The sequence below is a fragment of the Floccifex sp. genome, from assembly GCF_051873555.1.
GTDB lineage: Bacteria > Bacillota_I > Bacilli_A > Erysipelotrichales > Erysipelotrichaceae > Floccifex.
Genome location: NZ_JBJEEY010000140.1, coordinates 11,224 through 31,513, shown reverse-complemented (window position 1 = coordinate 31,513; position 20,290 = coordinate 11,224). Strand labels below are relative to the sequence as shown.

General features: G+C 33.1%; 15 protein-coding genes. 1 reads left to right on the top strand and 14 read right to left on the bottom strand.

What is annotated here, in order from left to right; genetic code table 11:
- The 8 genes from ACI32A_RS08200 to ACI32A_RS08165 form a co-directional block, all read right to left on the bottom strand.
- Positions 1-70, bottom strand: a 70-nt coding sequence (locus ACI32A_RS08200; protein WP_439754563.1) for a family 1 glycosylhydrolase, incomplete at its 3' end; no start/stop codon positions are given.
- Position 71: 1 nt separating this feature from the next.
- Positions 72-1,328, bottom strand: coding sequence for an apiosidase-like domain-containing protein (locus ACI32A_RS08195; RefSeq protein ID WP_439754561.1), 1,257 nt, complete (start codon positions 1,326-1,328; stop codon positions 72-74).
- A gap of 9 nt (positions 1,329-1,337) precedes the next feature.
- The gene (locus ACI32A_RS08190; RefSeq protein WP_439754560.1) at positions 1,338-2,786 is read right to left on the bottom strand and encodes an FGGY-family carbohydrate kinase; all 1,449 of its coding nucleotides are present in this window, start codon (positions 2,784-2,786) and stop codon (positions 1,338-1,340) included.
- Positions 2,783-3,709 (bottom strand): transketolase family protein, encoded by a 927-nt coding sequence (locus ACI32A_RS08185; protein ID WP_439754559.1) that lies wholly within the window; start codon positions 3,707-3,709, stop codon positions 2,783-2,785. The genes ACI32A_RS08190 and ACI32A_RS08185 overlap by 4 nt, the downstream gene beginning before the upstream one ends.
- Positions 3,706-4,524 (bottom strand): transketolase, encoded by an 819-nt coding sequence (locus ACI32A_RS08180; protein WP_439754558.1) that lies wholly within the window; start codon positions 4,522-4,524, stop codon positions 3,706-3,708. Before ACI32A_RS08180 ends, ACI32A_RS08185 begins: the two co-directional genes overlap by 4 nt.
- Position 4,525: 1 nt before the next feature.
- On the bottom strand, positions 4,526-5,923 hold the full coding sequence (locus tag ACI32A_RS08175; protein ID WP_439754557.1) for an L-fucose/L-arabinose isomerase family protein: 1,398 nt from the start codon (positions 5,921-5,923) through the stop codon (positions 4,526-4,528).
- The gene (locus ACI32A_RS08170) at positions 5,910-7,469 is read right to left on the bottom strand and encodes an apiosidase-like domain-containing protein (RefSeq protein WP_439754556.1); all 1,560 of its coding nucleotides are present in this window, start codon (positions 7,467-7,469) and stop codon (positions 5,910-5,912) included. The genes ACI32A_RS08175 and ACI32A_RS08170 overlap by 14 nt, the downstream gene beginning before the upstream one ends.
- A complete protein-coding gene (locus ACI32A_RS08165) occupies positions 7,466-8,914 on the bottom strand; it encodes an alpha/beta hydrolase domain-containing protein (RefSeq protein WP_439754555.1) in 1,449 nt (482 codons plus the stop codon). Before ACI32A_RS08165 ends, ACI32A_RS08170 begins: the two co-directional genes overlap by 4 nt.
- 38 nt (positions 8,915-8,952) lie before the next feature.
- Here ACI32A_RS08165 and ACI32A_RS08160 point away from each other — a divergent pair, with 38 nt between their 5' ends.
- Positions 8,953-9,951 carry a LacI family DNA-binding transcriptional regulator gene (locus ACI32A_RS08160; protein WP_439754554.1) on the top strand — a complete coding sequence of 333 codons (999 nt, stop codon included), beginning with the start codon at positions 8,953-8,955 and terminating at the stop codon, positions 9,949-9,951.
- A gap of 35 nt (positions 9,952-9,986) precedes the next feature.
- On the opposite strand, the gene ACI32A_RS08155 is transcribed toward ACI32A_RS08160, so the two are convergent.
- From ACI32A_RS08155 to ACI32A_RS08130, 6 genes are all read right to left on the bottom strand, one after another.
- Entirely contained in the window at positions 9,987-11,402 is a 1,416-nt protein-coding gene (locus tag ACI32A_RS08155; protein ID WP_439754553.1) for a PTS transporter subunit EIIC, read from the bottom strand.
- 131 nt (positions 11,403-11,533) lie between these two features.
- Entirely contained in the window at positions 11,534-12,361 is an 828-nt protein-coding gene (locus tag ACI32A_RS08150; protein ID WP_439754552.1) for a PRD domain-containing protein, read from the bottom strand.
- Between the two features lie 128 nt (positions 12,362-12,489).
- Entirely contained in the window at positions 12,490-13,929 is a 1,440-nt protein-coding gene (locus ACI32A_RS08145; RefSeq protein ID WP_439754551.1) for a family 43 glycosylhydrolase, read from the bottom strand.
- A 1-nt stretch (position 13,930) separates the two neighbouring features.
- Positions 13,931-14,389, bottom strand: coding sequence for a PTS sugar transporter subunit IIA (locus tag ACI32A_RS08140; RefSeq protein WP_439754550.1), 459 nt, complete (start codon positions 14,387-14,389; stop codon positions 13,931-13,933).
- A 148-nt stretch (positions 14,390-14,537) separates the two neighbouring features.
- Positions 14,538-17,006 carry a hypothetical protein gene (locus tag ACI32A_RS08135; RefSeq protein WP_439754549.1) on the bottom strand — a complete coding sequence of 823 codons (2,469 nt, stop codon included), beginning with the start codon at positions 17,004-17,006 and terminating at the stop codon, positions 14,538-14,540.
- Between the two features lie 130 nt (positions 17,007-17,136).
- Entirely contained in the window at positions 17,137-20,277 is a 3,141-nt protein-coding gene (locus tag ACI32A_RS08130) for an SNF2-related protein (protein ID WP_439754548.1), read from the bottom strand.
- Positions 20,278-20,290: the final 13 nt, after the last annotated feature.

The window sequence follows — 20,290 nt, the reverse complement described above, 5'->3', positions numbered from 1 at the left end:
GATCATATCCTCCTTCACATTGATTGGCAGCCGTAGCGCCTCCCCATAAAAAGTTTTCTGGAAAACTCATTTTATGCTCCTTTCTTTATTATATAAAACGCATCAAGATCAAATGGATGCATCTCAATCTGGATAAAATCTTCTTTTTGTTCTACATTCAAATGCGAAACAAATCGATTGGATAAATCAATAGCCGTTACTTTCCACTCATCTTTTAAACACAATTTTACTTTTGTGTTATGTGGAATATAAACAAACAATAAATCCTCAAAAGCCTGAGCAACACGAATTTCATTTGTCGGATTGACTAATAAATTCTGACAAGGAATCAAGCCTTCTACATGAAAATGATTCAAACATTCTTTTAAGAATCCATAATCCCAGGCACCCGGAAAATTCATGGCTTCCTGATACGATTTTGGTGTATCAAATCCTTCTCCAAGTTTTGTCATAAAACCTTTATCGGCTTTATGCCAGCTATAAATTCCAGCAGCTCCATATGTAATACCTGCACAAGCACCGGATAAAACACTGACATAAGCTGCTCTTCTTACATCTTCCCTTGTCCATCGTCCATACATTTTTCCAGAATAGCCCATTTGTTCGTAACAAGGTTCCGAATTAATCAATGGCTTATCCGGATATTTTCTTTGCATTTCTTCACTTAATGAATATGGCATCGATAAATCTTTGGCATTGTGTCCACTTTGATAGAAACAAAGATCCAGACATTCGAGTAATTCTTCTGGAATATAGGAGTAACGACCTTTAATATGTGTTGTGAATAAACAATCTGGTGCCAAAGCTCTTAGTTGTTTTGCGACAGAAATATAATATTTTTCTGTTTCTTTTTCAGGAAAATCTGTATCTCCACTAATAATATAAATTGGATTCAATTTTGTGAATGTCTCATGTACTTTATTTACATAATTTTCTAAACAATCAAACGGAAGAATCCCTTGTGAAAACATTTGACTGGCCCATGTTCCAGGAACATAGTTACACCACAAAACAACCAAAGCCAATTCAAATCCTTCTTTTTTTGCTTGTACACACATTTGATAGGCATGTTCAAAATATTCTTCATTTAATTTATATGGATTTTCATTCTCAAATGGTTTGAAACAAAGATCTGTATCCGATGCATCCCATTGTGGCAAAATATTAATTTGAATCGTGTTAAAACCTTGTGATTTTCGTTTATACAAATAATAAGCCCATTCTTCTTTGGTAATATTGGTAAAAGCCGACCAGCAAGTATCTGCTAAATAAAAGAACGGCTCTCCATTTTTTAAAATGATTTTTTTCTCTTTTGAAACACTTAGCATATGTTCCTCCTATTTTAATAATACAGCCAATGCATCATACCAGCGATCCATCAACTCTTTCCATCGTTTTATTTCTAATTTACGAGAATACGACTGATATTCTCTGTGTGCAAATAAATCCTCTTTTTGATACAATCCAGCTTTTAAACCTGCCATATAAGCTACACCAATAGCCGATAATTCTTCTTGTTTAGAAACCAAAACATCGCAGCGAGCCATGTCACTTAAAAACTGCATCAAATATATATTTTTACTTGGTCCTCCATCGGCTTTGACTTGTGACAAAGCCAGACCAGAATCACTGGCCATCGCATTTAATATATCCGTAATTTGATACGCAATGCTTTCTACAGAAGCCTTGATCATTTCATTTTTTGTTGTTGTTCTAGACATATTATAAAACATAGCACGTACTTTATCATTCCAATGTGGAGCTGATAAACCAGAAAAAGCAGGAACCAATACCGTTTCATCGTCGGGATTGGCTTTTTCAATGGCTTGTATCGTATCATTTGGACTTTGAATCCATTCCAAATCATTTTGCAGCCAGCTGATGATGGCTCCAGCATAATTGATATTTCCTTCAAATACATATTCTGCTATATCATTCATTTTCCATGCCAAAGACGTTGTCAAACCATTTCTACTTTTTACATAGTCTTTTCCAATATTCATCATAATGGAAGAACCCGTTCCCAAAGTCACTTTCACTTGTCCTTTTTCGTGGCATCCCTGACCAAATAAAGCCGCATGCGAATCTCCCATCACAGCAACAATGGGAATTTTATAATCCAATACACCTTCAAAATCCGTATATCCAAAACAATCATTGCTATTGCAGACTTCGGGTAAACATTGAAGATCAATGCCAAATAAATCACATAAAACAGGTGACCAGTTTCCGATATGAATATCAAACAATTGTGTACGAGAAGCATTGGAGGCATCGGTTTTAAAAGAAGTATGATTCGTTAATTTATAGATTAGCCATGTATCAATGGTACCAAAATAATATTCATGATCTAAATTTATATTTTCTTTGAGCCAAACCATTTTAGCTGCCGGAAAATAAGGCGACAATACCAATCCCGTTATATCATAGATTTCTTCTTTATGATTCACAAAGCGCTTGACAATTTCACTGGCCCTGGCACATTGCCATACAATGGCATTACAATACGGCACTCCTTTTGAATCAAAAACAATGGTTGTCTCTCTTTGATTGGAAATACCGACACCTTTTATGTCTTTTGCACACAAATGAAATTCATCTACAAGCTGTTTTACAACATCTATAGTATTTTGATAAATTTCCATTGGATCATGCGATACATATCCTTGTTCATTAATCAATTGTCTATGATTTTTATCTTTTCTTGAAACAATATTTCCTCGTTCATCGAACAACAAAGCCTTTGTGCTTTGTGTACTTTGATCAATTCCTAAAATATAACTCATAAATTTTCTTCCACAGTTTTCACAATGCCTTTTGTATCCAATCCATAATACGCAAACATTTCTTTATTGGTTCCAGAAATCAAGTGTTCATCTGGTAAATTGATTTCAACTAAACGTTTTGGACAATATGTAGATAAAACTTGTGCAGTAGATGCACCTAATCCACCTTGTGGAGCGTGTTCCTCAATTGTGACCACTAAAGAAGCATTTTTTACTTGTTCTAATAATGTATCTTTATCATAAGGTTTAATACAATACATATCTATTAAACCCGTGGAAATGCCTTTTTCATTTAATTGATGCATGGCTTCTTTGGCATATGGAACCATTTCCCCACAAGCCACTAAAACAACATTATTTCCACTGGCAATCACATTGGCTTTATTCAATTCAAAATCCATATTTTCATTGTATACATCTTCTGTTGCACTGCGTGAAACACGAATATAAGCTGGATCCTCATCTAATAATAGAGCCTCTACTAATTTAGCTGTCTGAAAACGATCACTTGGATTGTATACACGCATGCCTGTTAAAGCCGACATAGCCGCAAAATCTTGACAAGAATGATGTGTCATTCCCAATGCTCCATAACTGACACCTCCACTGATTCCAATTAAAGTGACATTGGTATTAGAATAGGCTACATCGACTTTTGCTTGTTCATAGCTGCGTGTTGTCAAAAAGGAAGCAGGACTTGCCGCAAATACTTTTTTATGACAAGAAGCCAATCCAGCTGAAATTCCAACTAAATCTTGTTCTGCAATTCCTACTTCTACAAATTGTTCTGGAAATGCATTAGCAAATGGTGTTAAAGACGCCGATCCTCTTGAATCGGAACAAACCACAACAATATCTTTGTCTTGTTTGGCTTTTTCTAACAAGACATCACAGATTGCTTGTCGATTGGTAATTTTATTCATGCAAGTGCCTCCTTTAATTCTTTAATTGCTTGTTGATACTGTGCATCGCTCATCACTCCATGATGCCATGCTTTTTCATTTTCCATATAAGAAACACCTTTTCCTTTTACTGTATGTGCCATCACAACACTTGGTCTTCCTTTGCATTGTTCTGCTTTATGATAAGCATCTACTAATTGTGCACAATCATTTCCATCTTCCACTTCAATCACATTCCATCCAAAAGATAAGAATTTATCGGATAAAGAAGAAGTCGACATCACTTCATCCGTTGTTCCTGAAATTTGTAGATGATTTAAATCCACAGTGGCACATAAATTATCTAATTTATATTGACTTGCGGCCATCATGGCTTCGTAATTCGATCCTTCCGCCATTTCTCCATCACCTAAAACAACATATGTACGATAGCTTTTTGAATCCATCTTTCCAGCAATAGCCATTCCTACGCCAATGGCTAATCCATGACCCAATGACCCTGAATTAATTTCAATTCCATTGACATCTGTATTCGGATGTCCAATAAATTTTGAATTGTATTGTGAGAATGTATCAATGGCTTCTTGTTTATCAAAGAATCCTTTATCTCCGAGTACCACAAATAACGCATCGGCACAGTGTCCTTTACTCAATAAGAAACGATCTCGATTATCGTCTTTAAAATTTTCTGGCGATACATTCATTATTTCATTGTAGAGTACATTTAAAATATCAATGACACTTAAATCTCCACCAACATGGCCTGCCTTTGATTTATGCATCATTTCAATAATATCTTTTCGTAGTTCATAACTTTTACGTGTTAGTGCATCCATTTTACTCACCTCGAATATATGCTTTCACTTCTTCTTCATTATCATCATATAAATCTGGTTTTACTCCGATATATTTACAAGCCTCATACAAAATTGGAACCACATCTTGATGAATTCCCACGCAATGATGAATATAAGGCCCTTCTACAATTTTAGCTTCCAGACGTTTCCAGTTTTTCACTTCTACCCATACATAGGTTCCCTTTGTGTAAGGTCCTTCTACCCCTTTTGCATTTCCTAACAACAACGAATACTCTCCATTGTCTCCATCAAAACGACACAATGTCATATCACCTAATTTTGCCTGGGCTTCTACGGCACCTGGATAATCAAAAGCCAATGGATATCCAATAGTTGGTTTACAAGAAGCACATGAAATTGGCCATGGACCACAGTGCTGTAACAATTCGGCATTGTCATTATCTGGATGTCGTACTGTCCAATCCGCAAAGAAAGAACGATTTTGATCCATTCCTGCTGCTTCTACCATTACAGCTGTAATGGCTCCATGAATATCGGTTTCACAAACCACTGGAATGCCTTCTTCATTTAACAAGCTATTGGCTGCACATGGCATAATTCCAATTTCACTTTGTAAGGCGTTCCAGCATTGAATCGCAATGGCGTTACATCCATATTGCGTTGCCAATTGTTTCATTGCCACTTTTAAGGCAGCTACATTTTCCAACTGATTGTCTTTTATACAAATGCAGAAATGCTCTTTACAATATGCAATCGTCTCTTTAACTTCCTGACTGTCTTTGACTTCTTTCATTTTTGCGGTTAATTCTGGCATAGGAATAGGAGAAAGTTGAATATTAAATTTTTCCAATAATTCACCTTCATTACACATCGTTGACCAGAAATCAAATGGACGAGGCCCAATTTGAAGAATACGAGTATGTTTAAATGTTTTCACAACGTTACAAACAGCTAAAAAGTTTTTAATGCCTCTTTCAAATTCTTCGTCTTCTAAATTGCAGTTGCATAAATATGTAAAAGGCACTTGAAAACGTCTTAAAACTTTTCCTGTTGCGAACAATCCACATTGTGAATCTCGTAAACGAATTCCATTTTCATCGGGTCTTTCATCTCTTGGTCCCCACAACAATACAGGAACATTTAATTCTTTGGCTAAACGAGCTACTTCATATTCTGTTCCAAAGTTTCCATGTGGAAAAAATAATCCATCAATTTTTTCGGCCTTGAATTTTTCCTGAATTAATAAACGATCTTGATCATCATGCAATAAACCATCACTGGCAATGTCATCAATGTCAACAAAATCAACATTCATTTCTCTTAATTTTTGACGTGTTAAATTTGCATATTCTTCCGCAGCCGGTGCCGAGAAGATGCTTCTTCGAGTTGGTGCAAATCCGATTTTAATCTTTACCATATTTTTCTCCTTTTATAACTAAACACCAGTCTTTTCGATCTGGTTTTGAAATAATTTTCCATGTGTTTTGAATTTCTACTTCAAATGATGATTCATATTGACCTGTCCTTGGATTAAACCATTGCATATGATACAAACCAGGAACCATATCTTTTATTTCTCCACTTTTTCTACTCGATGCCGGATAATACAATACCCAGTGAGAATAATCTTTTGATACTGTAATCAATGGCATCTTTTTCCCAAATGGATTATTCAATGGATCACTATTTGTTTGATAGGGATACAAAGATTCAAAGTGCTGATCCAAATAAAATTGTTTAAAAAACGTCATTTGTTTTCCTGCTTGTCCATCAATGGCTATATACCATGGAATATCAAATTGATTGAATACTTCCATTGCATTGTCTTGTCCTTTTTCCCATACACAATCCCAGATTCCCTGAGCTCCATATGTATATCCACATCCACCAGATTGAATAGTCAAGTAAGCCACTCTTCGTACCATGTCTTCATCACATAAACGTGTTCCATTTTCTTCGAGTGTAGAACAAAATTCATAGAAGGCTTCTCCTTCCACAAATGGTTTATCTTTTAAATAATTCAAGTAATCCATGGCTTGTATGACATAATCTCCATGACCAGCCTGATTTAAAGTAAAGTCCATCCATTCTTTGTCTTGATAATAACAAGCAAATGGTCTTTCATTGGTATAATGTGCCGTTAATGGATGATGATAGCTATCATTTTCATGAATGAAAAGAGCTACTTTTTCCCATTCCTGGATATATAAATCCCGTTTACGTGCATCATATCCAGCTACTTCTCCAGCCAAGGTATAAACCATTGGATAGCTTCCATAGCGTGCCAAGATATAACAAGCCAGTTCTTTATATTTTTCAACTTGATTTTCAATGGACATAAACCAAGCCAATCCCAGAGCATTGACTAAGCCTGCATTGGCAATGTATTCCATTCTTTTATCAAGTTCATTTTGATAAAAAGAAATATTAGGACGTCCATCTTTCCAGTAATACTTGTCTCCACCCATGATTTCATCACTTCTTAAATTGGTTTGATAAATTGTATATTGTTGTTTCGCTCTTTTATCAACCATGCCCTTAAACATGCTGTCCATATCTGGATGATTGGATGCATCCCATTTTTCTTTATACGCAAATTCCCAATGGGTATCGCCTAACCAGAAAAATGATGTTCCATCTGCATATGTAAAATATCGCTTATCTTCACTCACTTGAATAAAACCGTGTTTATAAATATCTAAATTTCCTGTATATGGAATGCATTCAATTTGTCCAGTTATTCCATTTAATGAGGAATCATTGCTTTCTAATACATAATGCCAGGTTCCTGATTCTATTGGTGCAAAAGCAATTTTCATGGTTTGATTTCCATCCCAATATGCTTGACGAATAATGGATGTTTTTCCATTGGTGAAAATAGCTTTTAATTGACATTGAAAATAAGGATCTTCTATTTGCGTGGTAAAAGACAATCGAATGGTTTTATATCGCTCTATTTTCATTTCAGTCCTCTTTTCTTAGCTACATTCAAAGCATATTGAACTAGTTTTTCCGCATCTTCCCGACAAACAAATCCTTTTGATACTTGTTTCTTTGTATCTTTTCTACATAATTTTTCATAATTGGATAAAGACCCATATAGTTCTTGTAACAGAGTAGGGGAAAATGCTTTCTGGTAACCAAATAATGGGTCTTGATCCGAAGTGGGATCCACAAAGCTTTGTCCAATTTCAACTTGGCTTGTGGCGCAATATCTTGTGGTTGGATAGTTTAATAAACAAGTTCTTAAACCACCAATCGTATTGCCAAAGGCATCTTTTGCATTGCTTCCATCAAATTCCATTTGAATTCTTGGACAAGATTGTGGTCCAACTCCATTTCGTACCCAGTTAAATAAATTACGAAAAGCAGCGGCAAATAGAATTTGTGATGGATAATCATTTCCTTCTTTATGTTTTCCAATATAAGAAGGAAGCATATGAATACGTTTTAAATCTTCATCATTTTGATAATAATTTACATAACTATACATTGTATCGTGTGAACTCCCCGTTACTTCGTATTCACGATATAAAAAATCCGGGTTATCACTGTCGTTTCGTTTGGTACGAAACGCATCAAATTGTCCGTTTTCACTTTCAGTTTGCATAGAAATCAATGGTTCCGGACAATATTCCACTCTTCTTAAACGAAAATCATAGTCCATACAAGATTCATATTGATTAACAGGAACAATTAAATTTCTTATGCCTCCTCCTGCTAAATATCCATCAAATGTTTTTTCTTTTCGAAAACTATTTAAATAACGGAATAAGTAACAAGCGGATTGTGACCATCCTGTTAAATAAATATAAGAATGAGGATATGCATGAATAGGATTGATGTCTTCATTTTTTCTTAAAAGCTTATTCAAATCTGTTAACATATCCCAGAATAATCCAGTTTCATAATGAATATCTAAATCCGGAATCAAGTGTTTTTTTGTCATATCTTCTAAATCAAATTCAAATGGTTCTTTATTTGGATTGGGCCAAGATAAAGATGCATACCGATTTTCATCGAATTCCATTAGCTTACCAATAGTGTTGGGCTTACTTGTAATGCCTACATAAATATCTCCGTCACGCATAAATTTTTCATAGGCCAATATCCACATTCTTTCGATTTCCATAAACGAAGTAGGATTGATAATTTCAACCACTACATTTCCACTGGCTTTTTTTATGTCTTGTGGCATACGAACAATCATTCGATTTCGATAGGAAACATCTCTATATTTGATTTTAACTTCTCCTGTATTTCCAATACTTTGATATACATTAGAAGTTCCATCCATAAAATATTCTTTTTCAATATATTGTTTGTGTTTAAAATCACAGTATTTGTAAGCACTTGAAAAAGGATAGCTTTCCTTTGTGATTGGGATTTCATGGATTTGTTCAATCATATTTTTTACTCCTTTTAAATTTTTGATATAATAGCAATATGAAAGTAACAGCTAAACAAATTGCACAAAAATTAAATATTTCAACGGCTGCCGTTTCCATGGCTTTAAATAATAAACCCGGTGTCAGTGTAGCAATGCGTCATAAAATCATCGATGTTGCCACTGAAATGGGGTATGATTTTTCAAGAATTCAGAAAAAACTGGAAAAATCAAATGAAATTGCTTTTATTTTCTTTCATAAAAATTTTGTATTTGATACGCCATTTTTTACTGAACTCGCCATCAATGTTGAAACAACAATTAAAGATGCTGGCTATCAGCTTGTGGTTCATCACATCCATGATTTAGATAACCTGGAAGAAAAAGTCATGAGCTTAAATTCTTATCATTATGCGGGTATTCTATTATTAGGAACCACCATGAACGAAAATGAATTTTCTTATTTTGAAAAGCTTGATATCCCCATTTTGTTGCTGGATACCTATTTTCCAAATATCAAAGCCAATTGTGTTGTGATCAATAATGTCGATAGTGCACAAATGGCAACCGAATATTTAATAAAAAAGCGACATCAGCAACCTGGCTATTTGCATGCGAATCAAAAAATTCAAAACTTCAAAGAACGTGCTCTAGGTTTTTACAACGGTGTTCGAAATCATTCATTTCCGGTTTCAAAATCCATTGTGCATCACATTTCTTGTTCAGTTGAAGGTGCTTATGCCGATATGCTTGAAATTCTTAATAATAAAGAGCCTGTTGCGTCTTGTTATTTTGCAGACAATGATGAAATTGCCATTGGCGCGATGCGGGCTTTTAAAGAAAAGGGCTATCGCATTCCAGAAGATGTAGCCATCATTGGATTTGATAACATTCCTTATTCCACTTTTGTAGATCCGCCTTTAACAACCATTGATGTTCCAAAAGCTTATATGGGAACTGTTGCTGCAAAATGTTTATTGGAGTCCATTCAATTTCCAATGAATCATTTTCTAAAAATTGAAGTCAATACATCTCTTGTAATTCGAAATTCTATATAAACAAAAGGTTCAAGCCATGCTTGAACCTTTATTGATTATTTGCTGGCTTTTTTTCCTTTATAATTTTTTAAGCCGTCACCATTACCAAATCCTAATACAATTCCAACTGCTAATGCTGCAACAAAAGCAACTGCGCAGGCGATACATGCATTAATGAAGTTAGATCCAGGACCTCCAGCATACTGAAGAACTGTTAAGAAGTTAGTAGCACCTAGTGTATAAACCGCTACACCTAAGAAACCACCAACAAGTCCACCAATAAATCCACCAATGATTTGTGTAGCCATTGCTTTTTTGTTACGCAATAAGATACCGAATAAAGTTGGTTCTGAAATTCCTCCGACAATTAAAGTAATCGCATTGGCACCAGCCATTTGTTTTTCTTCTCCTTTTGTACGAATGAAGTAAGCCACTGTCATTCCCATTAATGCGTAGTTAGCAATATTGGATCCAGCCAATACAATTGGGTCATATCCTAATGTTGAAATATTGATTAAAGCAATTTGAATGACTGCAATATGCATTCCAGTTGCCACTAAGAATGGCCAGAAAGCTGCAATTAAAGCAATAGCTAATGGACCAGCGATGTTGTATAGAGTTGAGAAGAACCATGACAATCCCAATCCAATCCAGTTTCCAATTGGTGCTAATACACAGAACATCAATGGAATCATGATAACTAATGTACAGAATGGAACGCCAATAACTTTAATGCTCTTAAACATATGTTTGTTGAAGAAATCATATACATATTTCAAAGCAAAGATTGCTAATAAAGAAGGAACAATTCCGTTTGCATAGTTATTCAATTGCATTGGAATGAATCCATAAATATTGAATGCTTCACCAGCTGAAACAATATTGATAATATTTGGATCAATTAATAGAACACCTAACAATAAAGCAATTGGAATGCTTGTATTTAATTTTTTAGCGGCTCCATAAGCTGCAAATACAGGCATGAAATAGAATCCTGCGTTTCCAACAATATAAAGTGTCTGCATTAAGTTGGATGTATCTGGGAATACATTTAATAAACTAGATCCTAAAATTGAATAAAACATTTTGAAGAATCCGGCACCCATCATGATTGGAATCAATGGGGCAATAGATCCTGAAATGTAGTCTAATACTTTAGATGGTAATTTTTTAATATCAAATGGTTCTTTGTCTAAGTTTTCATCAATTGCACTTTCAACACCTAACCCCGCAATAGCACAGAATTCAGGATAAACATCACTAACGTGTTGTCCAATAATGATTTGGAATTGTTCTCCTGAGAATTGAGCCCCTACAGCACCTTTAATTCCACGAACGGCTTCAACATTTACTTTTGAACGATCTTTTACATTTAAACGTAATCTTGTCATACAATGTACAGCAGAAGAAACGTTTTCTTTTCCACCGACATTTTCTAAAATCTGATTGCAAAATTCAGTATACTTTGCCATTTTTCTTTTTCCTCACTCTCTGTTTTCTTTTGTATGCTTACAAGATATTGCGCACTATCTTGTTTTAGCTAAAATAAAAACCTGACACAAAGAAAGAACACTTTCTTGCATCAGGTAAAGCCCATTTCTGGTTACAATCCATCTTTTGCACAAAGTCGATTGATATGTATCATTAAATATAACAGCTCTTCTTTACTTGGCTCTATATTCAATTCACTATATATATAACATTTAATTGTTTCTATCACTTTCCTTAATTCAGGATATTTGCGATAGACATCTTCATACATCTTAATATTATCCGATAAAGGTTGCGCCATCTGGTTTGTCCTTTTTAGTAAATATTTTAGATGTGTCACAAATCGAGAATAACTGAAACTGCTTCGATCAATGATAATATTCATTTCACTTTCCACAATATCGGTGATATCCTCTACAAAATGTTCAAAATCATCTTTTTCATTTGTTTTCTTGACTTGCTGCTTCGCATTGATAAAATGCATCGCAATATTTCCTTCTTCCGATTGCGGAAGACGAATATGTAAACGACGATCAATATGTTTGACAGCCCATTTACCAAGAAGCATTTCTTTTTCATATAAATGACGAATCTCATTAGTCATTGGGTTACTTAAGATAAGCCCCTTTTTATAATTCTCGATAGCAAAATTTATATGATCACAAAGTGAAAACCAAAACGTTCGATTCAATTCTACATTCAAATACGCACTCCCTTTTTTCACAATTTCATAACTGACTTCCAGTACATCTTCTGGTAGTTCATTTAAAAGTGAAATATAATGCGGATCCAGATTGTAATATGTCCGATCAATCTGAGATAATTCAATCTCATACGGAGCTTTTTTGAATCCAATGCCTTTTCCAAAAGCTATAACTTCATGGTTATTGTCATCGACACAAACAGCCACATTGTTATTGATATTTCGAATGACCTTCATCTTCACACTCCGTTGTTTTTCACGTCTATATCTTATAACGGTTTGTAAGCGTTGTCAATATATTTTTTAAGTAATATTTACTTAATTTTTAAGTTATTTTTACTTATATTTCATTTATTAAGTAATTCTCACTTAATCGAAAACGATTTAAAATCTACAACACTATTTCCTCTACAAACAAAACATAAATCATTTACTTGATTTGAAATAGAAACCAAAGTGGAATAATTCATAAAAGAATCACAAGCCTGAATATCTATGATTCCTACTTTTTCTTTTCCAACATAAATCTCGAACTGACAATTTGAACTCGATTGAACGACTACAGAAATAGTTTGAACATTTTTATAATCAAAATACTTATAGCCAATAACGGTTCCATCTTGAATATTTGTGATATAGGATTCTTTTTGTTCGTTTTGTGTAATCGCAGGATGATTATCCCGATCTATGGACACATCTTCTTTACAGGCTCCATTTTTTGCCATTAAAACACAAGCGATATAAGAAGGATATTCCTGATTTGACTGTAAAGGCCCTTTATTTAATCCACACGAAGTCATTTCTGCCTGATTAAAAGTACCATCTTCATTCATTACCAGTTTTTCCGCAACACCTTGTCTTTGATATTGACTATAATTTGTATGTCGATGTCCAAAAACATAATAAGTGCCATCTATTTCTATAGCCGATCCATGATTGTTGGCATAATAATAAGTTGGATAATCTTTTATTCCTATATTTCCATTCGAATGCAACACACCCTTATATTCAAAATCACGATCTGGATACTTTGACATGGCATAGCACAATTCATGGCCATTAACACTTGAATAAATCGCATAATACATTCCATTGAATTTACGCATTGAACTGGCTTCAAAAAATTCATGGCCTTCAAAACCTGTTCCTTTTGAATTTGAGACCCCCGGCAATAATGAAATGGGTTCACTTTTTAAAGTCAGCATATCGTCTTCCAATTTCATCACAAGATTTCCAGAAGTAGACATTAATGTATCGATATCTATATGTAAGCCTTGTTTCTGAATTTTCTTTTTAATTCGTTCTATAACCTTTGGTGTAGATGAAAAACCCGAATATAGATATACTTGTCCATCATCGTCTTTAAATACACCCGGATCAAACTGTTGTCGATCTCCTTCTTTTTTACCTAAAATCTGTCCATCTTTGTGATGTACATGTCCATAGAAAGTAAAAGGTCCTTCTGGTTTTTCACTTTTTGCCACTGAAATCGTATCCGAAGTATCTAAACCATAAAATAAGTAATATATACCATTTTTTTCTACAACATCTGGTGCAAACATCAGTCTTTTTTTTGTTTCATTTAACGGATCTTCTTTTCCTGTATAAATAATGCCATGATACGTCCAATTCGTTAAATCTTTGACAGGCGCCGACCAGCAAACATAGGGTTCCATGCAATATGTATTTCCATTAAACCGATCATGAGAACCATATACATACACACGATTATTAAAAATATGGGGTTCTCCATCTGGAACATATTCCCAACTCGGTAAATAAGGATTATAAACTTGTTTTTTCATTTTACACCAATTTGTCATTGGCACTGACATTTCTTGTTCCTAAGTCAAAGGCTTTATCATAACCAGATGGAAAAACAACCATTGTGACTAAGTTATATCCCTTTGCTTCCAATGCTTCTTTGTCAAATTCAACCATGGGCTGCCCAGCTTTAATTTTTCCCCCTTGACTCACCAATGTTTTAAATCCTTCTCCATTTAATTCCACTGTATCCAAGCCAATATGAACAATGCATTCAATACCATCTTTTGTTTTAATTCCTACAGCATGTCCAGTAGGAAATACAGTTTCCAATGTTCCACTTAAAGGAGCAACAACTGTATTGGAACTTGGAACAATCGCAAATCCGTCTCCCATCATTTTTGCGGAAAATACTTGATCAGGGACTTGTGTTAATGGAATTAATTCTCCAGATATTGGAGCTACAATTTTAAATTCTTCTTTTTTAAAAAAATTGAACATGTTTTTAACCTCCCAAAAAAAAACTTCTTCGAGACAACCTAAAAAATCCTTAAAGAATTTTTCGGGAAAGCCTTCGAAGAAGTAACAAACCTATTCATTTCTTTATTTACGAGACTAGTATAAAAAAGAATGTAAGCGGTGTCAAGATTTATTTTTCAATTTTTAAATTGGCTTTTTTAAGTCCAAAAGGCTCTATCGGTAAATAACTCGATAAACCATCTCTTATTTTTGTTCCCAATGTATTAATGACTTCAATCACAATTTCATTGTCTTCTTTTAAATCTTTTAATTCCCATATATATGGCTTACACAAACGAGTCCCTGTTTCTTTTCCATTCACAATCACATTAACAGTTTCATATACATCTTCTAATTCAAGGAACACACGATTTTCATAAAATGGAATATGGCACGTATAGATTGCTTTTCCACATTCTTGTTCTAATCCTGGAATTTGAGAAATAAAACAAGGATTTTCTTTTTTAATTTTTGTGTCTTCATATTGAATGATCCAGTTCGAAATTGTTTTTTGTTTATAGTCTTTTATAGGAGAATACGTTTCACATTCATAGTTTTGATTACATACAATAAATATTTTTGATTCATATTCACTTAAATGAATTGTTTTTTCTGAATATTGATAAAAACAATCTTTAAATGCATCGTATAAATATACATTTTGTTTAAAATGAAATTCAAATTCTATTTCTTTTTCAATACTTTCATTAAAAAACATATAAATTTCTTTTTCATCTTTTTCATATTCATATACAACCACTTCTTTTTCTGGTTTCATATCACAAATAGAAGGTAAATCAATATCTTTTAAAGGCATAATACATCCTTTGTCATAATTTTCAGGAAGTTGATTAATAAATATAATTTCAATATTTTCTTGTATACAAGCATCTAAAAAATCAATTAAATCTGGACATAAATATTGTGTATACGGAAATACAAGTGTTGAAAATGAATGTCGATGAATCTTTATTTTATGGTTTTCAATACAAGATTGAAGCAAATAATCTCTGGAAACAATTTCATAATTAATTTGATGTTGTGTAAATTCTTTGCACACTTTTTCAATGGGCATATAATTACCTGCCCATTCACTTTCTGCTGGATAATAAAGTGCGACTTGTGCTTTTGTGTTTCCATTTGAAAACAAAGAACAAATTCGGTTGATATAATCATCTAATATTTTAAAATAAGGAAATTGTGGATTGTTTCCATGGGCATAAAAATGTGGTGGACAATCCCAGTCAGGGAAAGTTTTGGGATTAAAAGCATGGGGTACAATGGTATTAATGCCACGAACCATTAAACTATCTGCTATCCATTTCATTGTCTTGAGTCCTTCATTCCATCCATAGGCACCAAAGGCTTCACACATACAGCGGCCTTCTTTTTTAGAATCTAAATGCGCTGCACTACTGGCCAATTTAGCTAAAGCATAGTGAAAAAACTCACCATTGGCGCCTCCTGTACTAAAGGCATCGTGATGATAATTCATACCTGGAACAATTTGAGTACCAATAACATCAATGCCCGCAAAATGCATTGCTTCTTGTCCGCGGAAATAATGTCCTGTTCCATAGCCTAATCGAGCATGCGCTCCATTGTCTTCAATGTTATGACCTAAATAATAAACTCCATGTTCTTGACACCAGTCTGCCAAGACTTTTGTGAAGTTTTCATTGTATTGTTTTGTGATAAAGTCCATATATTGAATACGAATGTCTCTTTCTTTTCCATTGGCTTTTGTCCACAACAATGGAAGATATTTTGTATCAAAAGACAATTCTTTTTCCATGTCTTTACGATAAGGAAGAGGCATATCCATTCCAATACTTGCTTGTGTTCCTTTTATATTTCCAAAACGAGGTTCATCGGAAAAAAATCCTTGAATGGTTTTTCCAAATTCTTCTTTATAATGTTGATAATGCGGTTCATAGACTTCCTGAATCAAAATTTGTGTTGCTTCTTTTATAAGTGGATTCAAATAATCTTTGGTTGTTTCTTCTTTTCCTTCTTTTGTTTCAAAAACCACAAAAATACTATATGCACCTGCAGGAACATCCAAAGACAATAGTCTTGTTTCTGGATTTATACAAGATGTGATATCTACTAATGTATTGGCATCGATTTCATCTTCATCACTTTCGATTCGTTTTGCCATATAGACGCCAATAATACGAATATCACTTTCTGGTTTTTCCCAGATTCTTCTTTTTAATAAGCTAAAATCAATGCGCGCACTGCAAATAGGGCCATGTACATCATAGCGTCGATTCCAGATATAAGTTTTTAAATATTGTGGATAAGATTCTTTAATTTTTCCATTGGCATAGCCCGTTGGAAAATGAGAATCATCTAAAATCCACATTTTCATATTTTTTTCTTTACATTTCTTAAGAATACAATCCAAATCAGAAAACCATTGTTCTTGAACAAAAAAAGGATGTGGACGCGCTTCAATGCATAATGCTTTCATTCCAGATTGTTCAATTTTGTCAACATAGTGTTCCAATACTTCATGATTTTCGCCATGTTGCCAGAAAAAAGGATATAAATGATTTTGTACTTCTTCTTTAAATAGGGTTTGATATCCGTTCATATGCTTCCTCCATAAAAAAAACTTCTTTTCAGGCACTATGAAAATATAAATATTTCATAGGATAAGCCTTCCAAGAAGTTACAAACCTAATTCAATTGTATATATAAAATAACATAAATTTTTTTTATTGTCATCCTTGAATTGTGAATAATTCTTTTAATTCTTCTTTTGATAAAGAAGCAATAGATCCTTGTGCTCCTTCCACAAAAATATCACTCATTTGTTTTTTCTTTTGCTGCATTTCAAATATTTTTTCTTCAATGCTGTTTTTCATCAGCAACTGATAAACCAGAACATTTTTAGTTTGTCCAATTCGATATGCACGATCCGTTGCCTGATTTTGAGCAGATATATTCCACCAGGGATCAAAATGAATGACAGCTTGCGCACTTGTCAAATTCAAACCAGTTCCACCGGCTTTCAAAGAAATCAGGAATACATCGGAATCATCTCTTTGAAAGGCATCCACTTCTTTTCTTCGCTTTTCTTTCGTTGTTTTTCCAGTGATTATATGGTATTTGATTTCTCTTTGATTGAATTCTGGAATTAATAAATCAAAAATAGTCGTAAAGGAAGAAAACAACAAGACTTTCTTTTGATTTTCTTTTAAGGTTTCAATCAAATCCAGACAAACACTCATCTTCGTGCTCATTTCTTCCATATCTTTATATAACATTCTTGGTTCACAACAAATTTGTCGCAACCTTGTCATTAAAGCTAAAATCACAATGGAATCGACTTGATCTAATTCAAATTGTTTTTGAAGTTCTTCATTGACTTTTGATAAATTCGCAACATATATATTTTTTTCTTGTTCATTGAAATTCATCCACAATTCTTTTTCCACTTTATCTGGTAAATCTGTCAATACTTCTTGTTTGGTTCTTCGTAAAATAAATGGAGAAACCAATTTTAAGAGTTGTTCCTGTTTCTTGGTATTTTCTTCAACGCGAATGGGTTTTTCATAGTTTTTCACAAAATGAGGGAGTGTATATAAATACCCTGGCATAAGAAAATCAAAAATCGACCATAATTCACTTAAATTATTTTCAATAGGTGTTCCCGTTAAAGCTAGGCGATGCTCACTTTTTAAAGATTTTACGCTTTGTGCATTTTTTGTTTTAGGATTTTTAATGTACTGGGCTTCATCTAAGATAACATAATAAAATGATTTTTTCGCATAAAATTCAATGTCTCTTTTTAAATAATCATAGGTTGTGATATACATTTCATGTTTTTCCTGTATTAAGGATTCTCGAATACCTTGTGAACCCGTGACACAAATCACATCCATTGGAATATGAAATTTTTCTATTTCATTGTTCCAGTTATACATTAATGAACTTGGACAAACAATTAAATTTGGTTTTTTATTTTTATGTGTTGATAAATAAACCAGAACCTGCAGTGTTTTTCCCAATCCCATGTCATCCGCTAAAATTCCATTTAATCCAGTTGTATTTAAATGGGCAATCCATTGTATGCCCTCTATTTGATATGGACGCAATAATTTTTGATACGATTCATCAATATGTACTTCACTTAATTCCTGTAATTTTTGTGTATATTCTTCAATGCTTTGATCTTTATGAATATCAAAATCCAAATTTTCTAAATGTAATGTTTGATACGCTGGTTTTAGAATTTCTTCTTTTTTTAATTCTTTAGACGATAAATTCATCTGTGTAGCCAATTCATCTAAATCCTGAATAGATTGACTATCTAAATCAATGGTGTCTCCATTTTTTAATTTAAAGAATTTTTTCTTTTTTCGATAGGCATTTAAGATTTGAATTAATTCATCTCTGGAAATATCATCGGTATCAATTTTCATTTCCAGTAAATTATTTTGAATATGAATGCCTACATTTAAATTTAAAGAACGACGATCTCTTAATTTCATTAAGTCTTCCGATACATATACACTGGCTTGCTGCATCAACAAAGGAATGCCTTTGTCTAAGAATTCATTTAATCGAGAGCCTCTTGTTTTAAAATACGCAATGTTGTCTTTTGTTTTATTGGCATAATTTAAGATAATGGTTTCAATGGCTTGTATATCAAAAGAAGTAGATGAATCAAATAAGTGTCGAGTTTGATCATTGACTTTATAATCGCCCCAGATTCGTAATTCATTGTCCATTAAATCAGAATAAATCTTAATGTCTTTGATTTTTTCTTCAAATGAATGAAGATTAAAATTACTTTTAATCAAAAAACAATCTTGATATGGTAATAAAATTTGCTGACAAATGGTTTTCATGTTTTCTTCTTGTATCCATAGTTTTCTTTCGTATTGTGCAAACGATATGAATTCAGAAATTTGTCCATAAGCGTCTAATGGATATTGAATCAATGTATTGTTTTTAAATTCATATAAATGTGGATTTCCTAAAATAATCTCTTTATCTAATTGAAGACTTAATTCATAACAGTCTTTCTTTTTCTGAATGGATACCGGGATTTCATAGTTTTGTTTGTCAATAGATATATCATAATAAGACTGTGGTATTTCACTTAATAGTTTATAAAACACATCTATATTATCTTCAGTTAAATAAATTGATTTTATGTTTTCTTCTTTAAAATACGTTACCATGAATTGATAGATTTTCTGACTAGGTTCATCTAATTTATTTATATCCAGTAAAATATTATTTTTCTTTCCTAATACATATAATTCTTTTTGTGCAAATGTTTTCAGCACAGAATCAATATTCTTTATTTTATATTTTCTTTGTGTTCCAATTGAAAAATTTATATATTTATAATAATCAAATCCATTGATTTCCATAGACAAATAAATAGTATCTTCATTGGCAATTAAATGAGCCATTCGGTTTTTATGTGTATTTTGAACAAGATTCATCAAATCTTTATTTTGTGCTTCAATCATTTGCCGTCTTTGTTCTTCTTGTCTCTGTCTTTCTTTTTCTTCACGATATTTTCTATAATCCAGATAAAAAGGAAAAGACTGTGGATTTATATCATTAATCAAGTTACAACAAGCAATCAGATGAACACATCCTGTATCCATTCTTCCTTCATAACAATCACATTGAAAATCAAGGACTATTCCTTCTTTTGTGGCTTGAATTTGAACTGTATTTTTTGTTCGTCCTTGTATGAATGTACAACGAATATCATATAAAATTTTTTTCTCTTCAATTTGTAGTTCCATGGGATATCCTGTGTAATAAGGATCCGATGCCTGATAATAGATCCATGAATTTTTCACAAATTTTCTTAAAGAAATCATTTGAATTTGCATAGCATTGTCCTCA